Origin of the sequence: Rhizobium phaseoli (genome assembly GCF_001664385.1) — a bacterium.
In the GTDB taxonomy this organism is placed as follows: domain Bacteria; phylum Pseudomonadota; class Alphaproteobacteria; order Rhizobiales; family Rhizobiaceae; genus Rhizobium; species Rhizobium phaseoli.
Genome location: NZ_CP013532.1, coordinates 4,446,098 through 4,459,316 on the forward strand (window position 1 = coordinate 4,446,098; position 13,219 = coordinate 4,459,316).

Sequence of the window (13,219 nt, forward strand, 5' to 3'; positions counted from 1 at the left end):
CTATTTCCGAAATAGCGATATTTCCGGCTGCGCAGCGATTGTAAAGAGTTTCATCCTGCAAAAACGGAATGATCCGGAGTTTTCAAGATGCCGCAAACCTTCGTTTCCACTGACCGCATCCGTTCGCTTTTCACCGAGGCGATGTCGCAGATGTACCGGACGGAGGTGCCGCAATACGGCACGCTGATCGAACTGGTCGCCGATGTGAATGCCGGCTGCCTCGAACGCGATCCGGCTCTGCGCGAGCGCCTGGCCCGCGCCGGCGAGCTCGAGCGCATCGATGTCGAGCGCCACGGCGCCATCCGCCTGGGCACGGCGGATGAACTTTTCACCATCCGCCGGCTGTTCGCCGTCATGGGCATGCAGGCGGTCGGCTATTATGATCTTTCGGTTGCCGGCGTGCCGGTTCATTCCACCTGCTTCCGGCCGATCGACGAGGCGGCACTCAACGTCAATCCGTTCCGCGTCTTCACCTCGCTGCTGCGCCTGGAGCTGATTGAGGACGAAGGCCTACGCAGCGAAGCCGAGGCAATTTTGGCAAAGCGGCGCATCTATACACCGCGCACGGTAGCACTGATCGAGCGTCACGAGCAGAATGGCGGTCTGACCGAAGCCGAAGCGGCGGAATTCGTCGCCGAGGCGCTTGAAACCTTCCGCTGGCACGGCGAGGCGACGGTCAGTGCCGAAACCTACAAGCGCCTGCACGACGCGCATCGGCTGATCGCCGACGTCGTCAGCTTCAAAGGCCCGCACATCAATCATCTGACGCCGCGCACGCTCGATATCGACGCGGTCCAGGCCCGCATGCCGGAACGCGGCATCACACCGAAGGCCGTCATCGAAGGGCCGCCGCGCCGTCATTGCGATATCCTGCTGCGGCAGACGAGCTTCAAGGCGCTGGAGGAAGCGATCGTCTTTGCCGGTGAGGCGGAAGCAGTCCAAGGCACGCATACCGCCCGTTTCGGCGAGATCGAACAGCGCGGCGTGGCGCTGACGGCCAAGGGCCGGACGCTCTATGATAGGCTGCTCGCCTGGGTTCGCGGCGAGGTGCAGGTCGGCGCCGGCGGCGCCAAGGCCGGCGCCTACGATCGGGAACTTGCCGAGCGTTTCAAGGCGCTGCCGGACAGCTGGGACGAGCTGCGCAGACAAGATCTCGCCTTCTTCCGTTATGCCGCCACGCCGGCAGGCATTGCCGCCGCGGTCAACGGCACGCTGCCTGGCGATCCGGAAGCGCTGATCGCCAAGGGTCACCTTGCCTTCTCGCCGATCGTCTACGAGGACTTCTTGCCCGTCAGCGCGGCCGGCATCTTCCAGTCGAATCTCGGCACCGATCAGCAGCAGAATTATGCGACGCGCTCGAACCGCGACGCCTTCGAGGCAGCACTCGGCGCTACCGTTCAGGACGAGCTGGTGCTTTATGCCGAGCGCCAGGCCGCATCGCTGGATGCAGCGATGGAAGCGCTCGGCCTCGCGGGAGTGCCGTTGAAGACCGTTGCGTGAAATGCGCGCTTCAACCCTTCGTCATATCCGCTAAACTACCGCGATTTCGTTCCGATCGGACTGAACCATGCTGAATGATCCGCGCTCCCATGGCCTCTGGGAAAAGACCGCAGCCGAACCGCCTGCTACCTCGCCTCTCGCAGGCGCGGTATCGGCCGACGTCGTCATCGTCGGTGGCGGCTATACCGGCCTTTCCTCTGCCCTGCATCTTGCCGAAGCCGGCTCGAAGGTGGTGCTGCTGGAGGCGAAGGAAATCGGTTTCGGCGGCGCAGGGCGCAATGTCGGTCTGATCAATGCCGGCATGTGGGTGATGCCCGACGACCTGCCCGGCGTGCTCGGCCCGCTGCACGGCGAACGCCTGCTCGAGCTGCTCGGCAATGCGCCGAAGCTCGTCATGGAACTGATCGACCGGCACGGCATTGCCTGCGAACTCGAACGCGCCGGCACGCTGCACTGCGCGGTCGGCGCCGACGGGCTGAAGGAAATCGAGGCGCGTGCGGCGCAATGGGCCGCACGCGGCGCGCCCGTGACGCTGCTCGATGCGACGGAGACGGCCAGACGCATCGGCAGCGACGCCTATACCGGTGCGCTGCTCGACTTGCGCGCCGGAACGCTGCAGCCGCTGGCCTATGCGCGCGGCCTTGCCCATGCTGCCGTCAGGGCGGGTGTCGCCATCCATACGTCGAGCCCCGTCATCGCAACCGAGCGCAGCGGCAGCTGCTGGACCGTGAAGACGGAAAACGGCGCGGTCAGCGCGGACTGGATCATCGTCGCGACCGATGCCTATAGCACCGGCCCCTTCGAGCAGGTGCGCAACGAACAGGTCTATCTGCCCTATTTCAATTTCGCCACCGTGCCGCTTGGCCACAATCTGCGTCAATCGATCCTGCCGGGACGGGAAGGCGCCTGGGATACCAAGGACATTCTGTCCTCCTTCCGCATGGACCAGGCAGGTCGTCTCGTTTTCGGCAGTGTCGGGGCGCTGCGCAATACCGGGCTTGCCGTGCACAAGGGCTGGGCCAAGCGCGCCCTGAAGCGGCTCTTCCCCATAATCGGCGATGTCGAATTCGAATGCGAATGGTACGGCCAGATCGGGATGACCGACAATGCGCTGCCGCGCTTTCATAAATTCGCCCCCGGTGTCATCGGCTTTTCGGGTTACAATGGCCGCGGCATTGCCCCCGGCACGATTTTCGGCCGGACACTGGCCGAGCATATTCTTGGCCAGCTTTCGGAAGCCGATCTGCCGCTGCCACTGACCTCGCCCACCGAACCGAGCTTCCGGGCGCTCAAGGAATTATGGTACGAAGCCGGCGCTCAGGTTGCCCACTTCGCCGATGCCCGCTTCTGAGAACCGACAAGCGCTTCTGAGAAGCGAACTCGCTTCTGGAATAACAAGATTGGAACCACGACAATGAATATCGCCGTCCTCGATCTCGCCACCGAAACCGCCAAGCTGCTCGCCGAGCTCGGCGTCGACGCCAGCCGCTATCACGGCGGCACGCTTTCCGTCACCTCGCCGGTGACGGGCAAGGAAATCGGCAAACTCAGAGAGCACACCGTTTCCGAGACGAAGGCGGCGATCGAAGCGGCGCACAAGGCTTTCCTCGAATGGCGTTCGGTGCCGGCGCCGAAGCGCGGCGAGCTGGTCCGCCTGCTCGGTGAGGAACTGCGCGCCGCCAAGACGGCGCTCGGCCGTCTCGTCTCGATCGAGGTCGGCAAGATCACCTCGGAAGGCCTCGGTGAGGTGCAGGAGATGATCGATATCTGCGATTTCGCCGTCGGCCTGTCCCGCCAGCTCTACGGCCTGACGATCGCCACCGAGCGCTCCGAGCACCGGATGATGGAAAGCTGGCATCCGCTCGGCGTGGTCGGCATCATCTCCGCCTTCAACTTCCCCGTCGCCGTCTGGTCATGGAATGCAGCACTCGCGATGGTCTGCGGCAATTCCACCGTCTGGAAGCCCTCGGAAAAGACGCCATTGACTGCGCTTGCCGTGCAGGCGCTGTTCGAGAAAGCGCTGAAGCGCTTTGTTGCCGAGGGCGGCACGGCGCCTGCCAATCTGTCGACCTTGATCATCGGCAGCCGTGAGGTCGGCGAGGTGCTGGTCGATCATCCGAAGATCCCGCTCGTATCCGCCACCGGCTCGACCGCCATGGGCCGCGCCGTCGGCCCACGCCTGTCGCAGCGTTTTGCCCGCGCCATCCTCGAACTGGGCGGCAACAATGCCGCGATCGTCTGCCCGAGCGCCGATCTCGACCTGACGCTGCGCGGCGTCGCCTTCTCCGCCATGGGCACGGCCGGCCAGCGCTGCACGACGCTGCGCCGCCTTTTCGTGCATGAAAGCGTCTACGACCAGCTGGTGCCGCGCCTGCAGAAGGCCTACGGCTCCGTCACCATCGGCAATCCGCTCGAAACGGGCACGCTAGTCGGGCCGCTGATTGACGGCCAGGCCTTCGAGAAGATGCAGGCAGCGCTTGGCGAGGCGAAATCGGCGGGCGGCACGGTGACCGGCGGCGGTCGCGTCGACAACGGTTCGGCCGATGCCTTCTATGTTCGCCCCGCGCTTGTCGAAATGCCCGATCAGACCGGACCGGTCGAGCACGAGACCTTCGCGCCCATTCTTTACGTGATGAAATACAGCGATTTCGACGCGGTGCTGGCCCTGCATAACGCCGTGCCGCAGGGGCTGTCCTCGTCGATCTTCACCAACGATATGCGCGAGGCGGAAACCTTCGTCTCGGCACGCGGCTCGGACTGCGGCATCGCCAACGTCAACCTCGGGCCTTCGGGCGCCGAGATCGGTGGCGCCTTCGGCGGCGAGAAGGAGACCGGCGGCGGACGTGAATCCGGCTCCGATGCCTGGAAAGCCTATATGCGCCGCGCCACTAACACGATCAATTACGGCAGCACGCTGCCGCTTGCGCAGGGCGTCAAGTTCGACGTCGAATAGGCACGGTGACGAGAAAGGCGGCGTTCGCGCGGCGCCGCCTTTTCACTGCATTGAGATTTATTCCCTGGAAATATGTAATAATCAGTCAAGATATTGTGATGCTTTTTTCGTCGCGATCAAACTTGAAATAGCTAGTCAAGAAAAATATACGCCTCTTACCACCGGGGAAGCCCGGGTGACATTGCCATGGAGGTCATCTTGACTATTGCTCTTAACCGTTTCTCCCACCTGCTGGCGCTTGCCGCTTCGCTTCTCTCCGCCACGGCGCTCGTCAGCAGCGCCAATGCGCAGGATGAAGGCCTCGTCGTCTATAATGCCCAGCACGAAAGCCTGGGCCGCGAATGGATCGATGCCTTCACCAAGGAGACGGGCATCAAGGTCACCATGCGCCAGGGTGGCGACATGCAGTTTGCCAACCAGATCATCCAGGAAGGCGACGCCTCTCCTGCCGATGTCTTCCTGACGGAAAATTCGCCGGCGATGGCGCTGGTCGACGGCGCAGGCCTCTTCGCACCGGTCGAAAAGGAAACGCTGGATCAGGTTCCCGATCAGTATCGCCCGGCTGACGGCATGTGGACCGGCATTGCCGCCCGCACGACGGTTTTCGCCTATGACAAGACGAAGCTTACCGAGGACAAGCTGCCGAAGTCGTTGCTCGACCTCGCCGACCCCGCCTGGAAGGGCCGCTGGGGTGCAGCGCCCGCCGGCGCCGACTTCCAGGCCATCGTCGCCTCCCTGCTGCAACTCAAGGGCGAAGATGCCACCAAGGCATGGCTGAAGGGCCTCAAGGACAACGCTACCCCCTACAAGGGCAACAGTGTCGCCATGAAGGCGGTCAACGCGGGCGAGGTCGAAGGCGCGATCATCTATCACTATTACTGGTTCGGCGATCAGGCCAAAACAGGTGAGAACAGCAAGAATGTCGGGCTGCACTATTTCAAGAACCAGGATCCGGGCGCTTTCGTCAGCGTCTCGGGCGGCGGCGTCCTGAAGTCCACGCAGCATATGAAGGAAGCCCAGGCCTTCCTGAAGTTCGTCACCGGCAAGGCCGGCCAGGCGGTTCTGAAGAATGGCACGTCCTATGAATATGCCGTCGGCAAGGATGCAGCCTCCAACGACAAGCTGACGCCGCTCGCCGATCTCAACGCGCCGAAAGTCGAGGCTTCGACGCTGGACAGCAAGAAGGTCGTGGAGCTGATGACCGCCGCCGGCCTGCTCTGACACTTCTGCCGCAGGCCTGCAGCAGCCAAAACTATTGCTTTTGGCTCAAGAAAACCTTAGGGCATGACGAAATCCGGCAACCGTCCTTCAAAGGCGGTTGCCTTCCTTTTTCAGCGTGTGAAGGCATCGGCCTTGCTGCAGGACAACAGATTGCTCGCATCCGGTACCGAGGCGCCGGCCGCGCCGGGGACCATGCGAATGGTATTGCCGCGCGGGCGCATGCCGCACGCCTCCGTCGTGCTCCTCGCAACCGCGGTCGCGCTGTTCAGTCTCGTGCCGCTCGGCTTTATCGGCTGGATCACCTATGATGTCGGCTGGGAGACCGTGAAGGCGCTCGTCTTCCGGTCGCGCGTCGGCGACCTCCTCATCAATACGATTCTCCTGGAATCGATCACCATTCCGCTGTCGATCGCGCTCGCCGTGACGCTTGCCTGGCTGACCGAGCGCACGGATGTTCCTTTCGCCAGGCTTTGGGCCTGGCTCGCCATCGCGCCGCTTGCCGTGCCGGCCTTCGTGCACAGCTATGCCTGGGTCAGCCTCCTTCCCGGCATGCGCGGCCTGCAGAGCGGCGTCTTCGTTTCGGTGATCGCTTATTACCCCTTCCTCTACCTGCCGGTCGCCGCAGCCTTGCGCCGTCTCGATCCGGCCATCGAGGATGCCGCCGCTTCGCTCGGTCTCAATCCCTGGCGTGTCTTCTTCCGCGCCGTGCTGCCGCAGCTGAGATTCGCCATCTGCGGCGGCTCTCTGCTGATCGCCCTGCACCTGCTTTCGGAATACGGCCTGTTCGTCATGATCCGTTTCGACACTTTCGCGACGGCGATCGTCGACCAGTTCCAGTCTTCCTACAACAGTCCGGCCTCCAACATGCTCGGCGGTGTGCTCGTCGCCTGCTGTCTTTTCCTGCTTGGCCTCGAAGTGCTGCTGCGCGGCAACGAACGTTATGCCCGCGTCGGCGCCGGCTCGCCGCGTCCGGCCGATCGCCGGCGTCTCGGCTCGTTCGTGGTGCCGGCCATCGCGCTGCACGTCGTCCTGGCGGCGCTGACGCTCGGCGTGCCGCTGGTGACGCTTGGCCGCTGGCTCTATCTCGGCGGCAGCGAGATCTGGCGTATCGACGTCGCCAGCGCCTTCGTGCAGACGATCGTGCTCGCCCTTGCCGGCGGCGTGCTGGCGACGGTTGCCGCGGCTCCGATGGCGTGGCTCTCCGTGCGTGCACCCGGGCGCTTGCAGCGCCTGCTCGAAGCCTGCCACTATTATGTCGGCTCGCTGCCGGGTGTCGTCGTCGCGCTGGCGCTGGTGACGATCACCGTGCGCCTTGTGCTGCCGCTCTATCAGACCTTCGCAACCCTGCTCGTCGCCTATGTGATGCTTTTTCTGCCGCGCGCCATGGTCGGGCTGCGCACCAGCATCGCCCAGGCGCCGGTGGAACTGGAGCGCGCCGCGATGGGTCTCGGCCGCACCCCCGGCCAGGCGGTGCGGCAGATCACCATGCGGCTTGCAGCGCCCGGAGCCGCCGCCAGCGTGGCGCTCGCCGCACTCGGCATTACCAATGAACTCACGGCGACGCTGATGCTTTCGCCCAACGGCGTCGACACGCTGGCGACGAAATTCTGGTCGCTGACCAGCGAAATCGATTATGTCTCTGCCGCCCCTTACGCCTTCATGATGATCGTGCTGTCGCTGCCGCTCACCCTGACGCTCTATACGCAATCGAAACGGACCGCCGGCCAATGACGCTGCTTACGATCGAGAACATCAGCAAGCGTTACGGCCCGGTCCAGGCGCTGAAGGATATTTCGCTTGAAGTGCAAGCGGGCAGCCGCACCGCCGTCGTCGGGCCGTCCGGTTCGGGCAAAACGACACTGCTGCGCATCATTGCCGGTTTCGAGCAGGCCGACATCGGCAGGGTAACCCTGGATGGCGGCGTGCTGGCGGACGGTCCGGCTGCGGTGCCGGCCCACAAGCGCGGCATCGGCATCGTCTCGCAGGACGGAGCACTGTTTCCACATCTGAGCGTCGCCGAGAATATCGGTTTCGGTTTCGAGAAAGGGGCCGTGGATCGCGAGCAGCGCATCGTCGACCTGCTCGACATGGTCGAGCTCGATCGCGGCATGCTGACGCGCCGCCCGCACCAGCTGTCCGGCGGCCAGCAGCAGCGCGTGGCGCTCGCCCGCGCGCTCGGCCGCAAGCCGCGGCTGATGCTGCTCGACGAGCCATTCTCGGCGCTCGATACCGGCTTGCGTGAGAACATGCGCAAAGTGGTGGCGCGTGTGCTGCAGGCGGCCGGCATCACTGCCGTTCTGGTCACGCACGATCAGGAAGAGGCGCTGAGCTTTGCCGATCAGGTGGCGGTGTTGAGGGAAGGGCGGCTGATCCAGGCCGGATCGCCGCAATCATTGTATCTGCATCCCAAGGATCGAGAGACGGCACTGTTCCTCGGCGATGCCGTACTGCTTCCCGCCATCATCCGAAACGGCTTGGCCGACTGCGCCCTCGGCCGCGTCGCCGTCGAGGGCAATCGTCAGGGCAAGGCGGAGATCATGCTGCGGCCCGAGCAGATTCGCGTCGTTGCCGACGATGGCGATCGCAGCTATGGCGGACGTGTTGTCGAGGTGGAATTCGGCGGCGCGGTCTGCACCGTTGCCGTTTCGCTCGACGGCGTTGCCCTGCCGCCGATCCGGATCAAGACCTCGAGCGTCGCCCTTCCCTCGCGCGGCGATCTCGTTCGCTTGGATATCTCAGGCAATGCGCATGTATTCGAACGGTAAAGCGCGTCGCATGTTTGATGCATGCGACGCGCTTTAGTTCTTTGTTTTATGCATGTCGTTACCCCGGAACCGCTGCACACTTCCGGGCGACATGCATTGCTCAGCCGACCTTGCGGACCAGCTCTTCCGGCTCGATGCCTTCCAGCCAGCCGCCGGTGAAGCCGGCGCGCTCGAGCCCAAGGCGGATGGTCGGCGATTGCCGCATCAGCTTCCAGATGAAGTCGGAGCGCTCGTTTTCGATGGTCATGACGACAAGACCCTGGTCGATGCCGACGGTGCGGTCGTCGACCCAGCCTTCCGGTCGCTTGGTCTTGACAGTCGGGTTGAAGCCGCCGGGAAAACCGCCTTCCAAGAGCAGGTTCGGATAGCTGGTCAAAAGTGCCTTGGTGCCATCGAGAGCCGCCTGCTTGTCATAGGGCAGGCAGGCGAGGGCCGCCCAGGGCGCGATCGTGCCGTCATCCGGGCCAAGCGGGGCGCCGCGGGCGGCATAACCCAGAACCTTCGGCTGGCGGCCGCCGCGCATGCGCCGTGTCGGCGGCGGGCCGTCGCAGGCGGAAAAGCCCCAGATATTCCTGTTATAGCCGACAAACTGGCCGGGATTGCGCTCAGCGTAATCGCGCTGGACGTTGATGACGACCTGGGTGTTGCGGAAGTAATCCCAGTTGCGCTCCGCCATCGGCTTATCCCGAATGCCGCGGAAATCGATCCAGGCATGCGAGAAGAGATGGATGAAGAGCGGGCCGGCATAGAGATAGGATTGTTCGCCGTGCATCATCCAGGAATAGCTTGCCGTGAAGGCGTCGTAGCACGATTGCGGGATGGGATGCGTCGGCGATGCCAGCGCCAGCGCATAAAGGATGATCGCCTCGTCGAAACCGTGATAACGCCAGCGCAAAAAGCCGGAGGAAGGCTTCCAACCCATGGAAATGGTGTCGCCCTTGTTCAGCGCCCAGCGCCAGTCGACCCGTTCGTAGATGAAGGTCGCAAGTTGCCGGATTTCAGTCTCGATCTCGTCCGGGCGATCGAAATATTGGGCTGAGGTCAGAATGCCGGCAATGAGCAGCGCCGTGTCGATCGTCGAAAGCTCGCTGTTCCAGGCGCGATTGCCGGTATCCATGTGCAGGAAATGGTAGAAGAAGCCGCGGTGGCCGGTCGCATGGCGCTCCTCGCCCTGGCGCGCCTCGGCAAAGAAACGCAGCGTATTGACCGTGCGTTCGGCCGCTTCCTTGCGGGTGATCCAGCAACGTTCGACACCGACGGGATAGGAGGAAAGCGCGAAGCCGACTGCCGCGATACTCGCCGGCACGCCGCCGATCGAGGTATCCGCCACCAGGCCATTCTCGGGATTGGAATATTTCAGGAAGTACTTGAATGCCGAAAACTGCAACCTGTCGACCAGGGCTGCATCAATATCTTCAATCCGTTGCAGCATAGGCTCCTACCCAACTGTTGCATCGCCCCCATGGTTGGAACATGAGGGCCGGCCCCCGGGCAAATCAAACCTTTTTGATTCGCAAGGATAAGAGAACACAAACGGCGGCTATTGGTCGTTAACAATTATCGGTGAAATAATATCTAGCATAAGTCATATAAGCGGTGCAGCAAAATGAGGGGGCCCCGCCGCGGCGGCACAGCTCATCTCAGGCAATACTTGCCGTCTTGCGGCATCCCGCAAGCGGCCCTCTCGACCGATCGCCTGGCCCAGTCGCAAGTCCTTGAGGGTCGCGGAGTCTGCGCCGAACATTCTCTCGGGAAATCATCTCTCATCGGCGTCGGTGAAATCTCAAGCCTGCGGTGACCGCGCAGAGAGGAAGACCTGCGGCTCGAAGGCAAAATCCCTGTCGAAAGGATAGGTCGGATGCTGCTTGCGCAGCCGCGGCAGGCGCTCGACGAACTGATCGACGACGCCCTCCGACAGGGCCATCAGGTTCGGATTGGCAATCGGGGCCAGTTCCGGCGAGAGATAGCCCGACTTGACGACGATGATTTTGGCCGCATGCGGGTCGAGCCCGAGCCGGGTGAAGTCGGCTATATTGTGATAAGGCCGCCGCTTGGCCGAAAGCGCCAGATCGATACCGCCGAGCGAGACCACCGCCTGACGGTCTGACGGGTCGGACGTTTCGTGCAGGAACTTGACGGTGAAACGGCCAAGGACCGGCTTGCTGCCCTGGGTATCGAGCGAAGCGCCGACGCTGAGTTCCAGCTCGTGACCGACGCCCGCAGCATAACAGGCCTCGGTCGCTTCGCGGTCGGCAATACCGGCAAAGACGACGCCAGTGGCGTTTCTGGACATCAGCTCGGCCAGGACGTCGGCTCGATCTCCGACGCCGCCGCCGGTCGGGTTGTCGCCGGATTCAGCGAGCACGACAGGAGCCGTCGGGCTGGCGATGGCTCTCGCGACGCATTCTGCGACGGAGCCCGTCTCGCATCCGAAGACAAAGTCCTCGCGTGCATCCCAATAGGCCTGGGCGAGGCGTTTGGCCTCACGCTCGAGCACGGCGCGATCGGTACCGGTCATGATGGCGGCGGCGGTAGCGCGCGGCTCGTCGGCCCAGACGTAGCCGACCATCAGCGATGCATCCCAGACGCCGTCGATCGCGTCGATCTCAGGCAGCAGGGCATAAAGGCTTTTGGCCGGCTCATCGACGGTGCTGGTCCGTTCGCCGGGCAGCACGACCGGGATCGGCGCCCAGAGAACAAGCGGTCTCACCCGTGTTTTCAGGCTTTTCACCAGCATGGCGACCGAGCGGCGCATTGTCTCCTCGACATCGATATGCGGCGCCGTGCGGTAGGTCGAATAGATATCGAGCGCGTCGATGATGCGTTGAGTGACGTTGCCGTGCAGGTCATAGCTCGCCGAAACCATGCAATCCTCGCCGACCAGGGCGCGGGCGGCACCGATCCAGTCGCCCTCGGCATCTTCCATGCCGTCGACATACATGGCGCCGTGCATGGCAAGATAGAGCCCGTCGAGCGGCAGCAGCGGCTTCAGCCGCTCGAGGAATTCGCTCTTGAACGCCTCATAGGTGGCACGCGAAACCGGCCCGCCGGCAATGGCGCGGGCATGGATCGTCGGCAGAAATTCCGCGTCATAGTCTCTGAGGAAGGCAAAGTAGGGCGACTCCAGCAGCCCCGCGCCGCGCAACACCCGAAAATCGCTCTCCTCGTTCAGAACCGGATTGTATGTGCTGCACTCGATATGAATGCCACCGACGGCGATGCGCATGGGAAACCTCGGTTGATATGAGAGCAATCAGGAAGGTAGGCGTGACGGTAAGCTGAAGAGGGGCGTTAATCCGACGATCGCGCCGCCGCTCTTTGATCCTGATGATAGTTCGCAAAACCAGCCGATCAACCGCAATAAGGGAACAAATTTCATTCGAGTGTCAGCCGGGATCGATGACCCGGAATCAGCTGGTGGAAGGCTTCTCCTGGGAACCTCGGTCGAGACTAGTCGAGGTCGCTTACCACCCGCAAAGCGACCGCGACGTCGGCGTCCGCAATGCTGGTCGTCGCCGCCTACTCAGGCGCCATGGCAATGGCGAAGGCCCGCCAGGAAGTCAGCCCGCTCAACGACTGCCGCACCGAATTGGCGGCGCTGCTGGCGGTTAAATACCGCCGACCCTGATCGGGAATGAATTTCGCAGAGACGCGAAAAGCCGCACGCCGATTCCCCTGAAGAATCGGAAGCTGCGAGCAGGCGCGAGCAATTTAAATAATGGCGGAGAGGGTGGGATTTGAACCCACGATACCCTTGCAGGTATGCCGCATTTCGAGTGCGGTGCATTCGACCACTCTGCCACCTCTCCGCGGTCAGGTCGGCGCTTGTTCGGCGCGGGCGTTCTCATAACGAGCATATGACGGGTTGGCAAGCCGAAATCTCAAGCTTTTCCATCCTTTTGCCTTGACACCTTTCTGTCACTCGCGTATCCCGCATCCGCAATAGGAGTGGAGTAATCCGCCCCTTGCCCGCCCCGCGCTCGCGCGGGGTTTCACCGGCAGACCAGAGTTCCGGGCTAGACCCCTGAAATCCCTGCTTAACCTCGACTGATAAAAAGACGGCCACCTGCTCGATAGCGGGGAGCGCCGGAACGAACATGAAAGGATAAAAAATGTTCGCAGTCATCAAGACCGGCGGTAAACAGTACCGAGTGGCAGCCAATGACGTGCTGACCATCGAAAAGCTCGAAGCTGCCGCAGGCGACTCCATTGAATTCACCGAAGTGCTCGTGATCGGCGAAGGCGCCGACGCTGCGATCGGTGCGCCCTTCGTCACCGGCGCCTCTGTCAAGGCAGAAGTCGTCGAACAGAACCGCGGCAAGAAGGTCATCGCCTTCAAGAAGCGCCGCCGTCAGAATTCGAAGCGTTCGCGCGGCCATCGTCAGCATCACACGGTCGTCCGTATCACGGACATCGTGGCTGCCAAGTAAGATCAACGGGACAAGGTTTAAAGGAGAACTCCAATGGCACACAAAAAAGCTGGCGGTTCCTCGCGCAACGGTCGCGATTCCGAATCCAAGCGCCTTGGCGTGAAGAAGTTCGGCGGCGAAGCCGTCATCGCAGGCAACATCATCGTGCGTCAGCGCGGTACGCAGTGGCATCCCGGTTCCAACGTCGGCCTCGGCAAGGATCATACGATCTTTGCACTTACCGCCGGCAATGTGGACTACCGAACGAAGGCCAACGGTCGCGTCTACGTGTCTGTCATGCCGAAAGCGGAAGCAGCGGAATAAGCCGGTAGCGCTCTAAAACAGCCGGCGTCTCATCGACCCGGCTGGCC

General features: G+C 62.8%; 11 protein-coding genes and 1 tRNA gene. 9 read left to right on the forward strand and 3 right to left on the reverse strand.

Going from position 1 to position 13,219, the window contains the following annotated elements; all coding sequences use genetic code 11:
- Window positions 1-87 precede the first annotated feature (87 nt).
- The 6 genes from hglS (at window position 88) to AMC88_RS21350 (ending at window position 8,439) form a co-directional block, all read left to right on the forward strand.
- Complete coding sequence (gene hglS / locus AMC88_RS21325) at window positions 88-1,500, forward strand: 2-oxoadipate dioxygenase/decarboxylase HglS (protein WP_064825765.1); 1,413 nt, start codon at window positions 88-90, stop codon at window positions 1,498-1,500.
- 67 nt (window positions 1,501-1,567) lie between these two features.
- Window positions 1,568-2,851, forward strand: coding sequence for an NAD(P)/FAD-dependent oxidoreductase (locus AMC88_RS21330; RefSeq protein WP_064825766.1), 1,284 nt, complete (start codon window positions 1,568-1,570; stop codon window positions 2,849-2,851).
- Window positions 2,852-2,914: 63 nt separating this feature from the next.
- On the forward strand, window positions 2,915-4,453 hold the full coding sequence (amaB, locus tag AMC88_RS21335; RefSeq protein WP_064825767.1) for an L-piperidine-6-carboxylate dehydrogenase: 1,539 nt from the start codon (window positions 2,915-2,917) through the stop codon (window positions 4,451-4,453).
- A 198-nt stretch (window positions 4,454-4,651) separates the two neighbouring features.
- Window positions 4,652-5,674, forward strand: a complete 1,023-nt coding sequence (locus AMC88_RS21340; RefSeq protein ID WP_097541008.1) for an iron ABC transporter substrate-binding protein — start codon at window positions 4,652-4,654, stop codon at window positions 5,672-5,674.
- A gap of 63 nt (window positions 5,675-5,737) precedes the next feature.
- Window positions 5,738-7,405, forward strand: coding sequence for an ABC transporter permease (locus tag AMC88_RS21345; protein WP_064825768.1), 1,668 nt, complete (start codon window positions 5,738-5,740; stop codon window positions 7,403-7,405).
- Window positions 7,402-8,439: an ABC transporter ATP-binding protein gene (locus AMC88_RS21350; RefSeq protein ID WP_010018133.1), complete on the forward strand. Its 1,038-nt coding sequence runs from the start codon at window positions 7,402-7,404 to the stop codon at window positions 8,437-8,439. The genes AMC88_RS21345 and AMC88_RS21350 overlap by 4 nt, the downstream gene beginning before the upstream one ends.
- Before the next feature lie 100 nt (window positions 8,440-8,539).
- Here the strand turns inward: AMC88_RS21350 and AMC88_RS21355 are convergent, their stop codons facing one another.
- Both AMC88_RS21355 and AMC88_RS21360 read right to left on the reverse strand, forming a co-directional pair.
- Entirely contained in the window at window positions 8,540-9,871 is a 1,332-nt protein-coding gene (locus AMC88_RS21355; RefSeq protein WP_064825769.1) for a glucoamylase family protein, read from the reverse strand.
- A gap of 351 nt (window positions 9,872-10,222) precedes the next feature.
- Window positions 10,223-11,665: a M81 family metallopeptidase gene (locus AMC88_RS21360; RefSeq protein ID WP_064825770.1), complete on the reverse strand. Its 1,443-nt coding sequence runs from the start codon at window positions 11,663-11,665 to the stop codon at window positions 10,223-10,225.
- A 276-nt stretch (window positions 11,666-11,941) separates the two neighbouring features.
- Here AMC88_RS21360 and AMC88_RS34525 point away from each other — a divergent pair, with 276 nt between their 5' ends.
- Window positions 11,942-12,067: a hypothetical protein gene (locus AMC88_RS34525; RefSeq protein WP_257784657.1), complete on the forward strand. Its 126-nt coding sequence runs from the start codon at window positions 11,942-11,944 to the stop codon at window positions 12,065-12,067.
- A 91-nt stretch (window positions 12,068-12,158) separates the two neighbouring features.
- Here the strand turns inward: AMC88_RS34525 and AMC88_RS21365 are convergent.
- A tRNA-Ser gene (locus tag AMC88_RS21365) sits at window positions 12,159-12,248 on the reverse strand.
- A gap of 303 nt (window positions 12,249-12,551) precedes the next feature.
- On the opposite strand from AMC88_RS21365, the gene rplU reads away from it, so the two are divergent.
- Together rplU and rpmA are read left to right on the forward strand one after the other, a co-directional pair.
- Window positions 12,552-12,869, forward strand: a complete 318-nt coding sequence (gene rplU / locus AMC88_RS21370) for a 50S ribosomal protein L21 (protein WP_004676173.1) — start codon at window positions 12,552-12,554, stop codon at window positions 12,867-12,869.
- A 33-nt stretch (window positions 12,870-12,902) separates the two neighbouring features.
- A complete protein-coding gene (rpmA, locus tag AMC88_RS21375) occupies window positions 12,903-13,172 on the forward strand; it encodes a 50S ribosomal protein L27 (RefSeq protein WP_004676172.1) in 270 nt (89 codons plus the stop codon).
- Window positions 13,173-13,219: the final 47 nt, after the last annotated feature.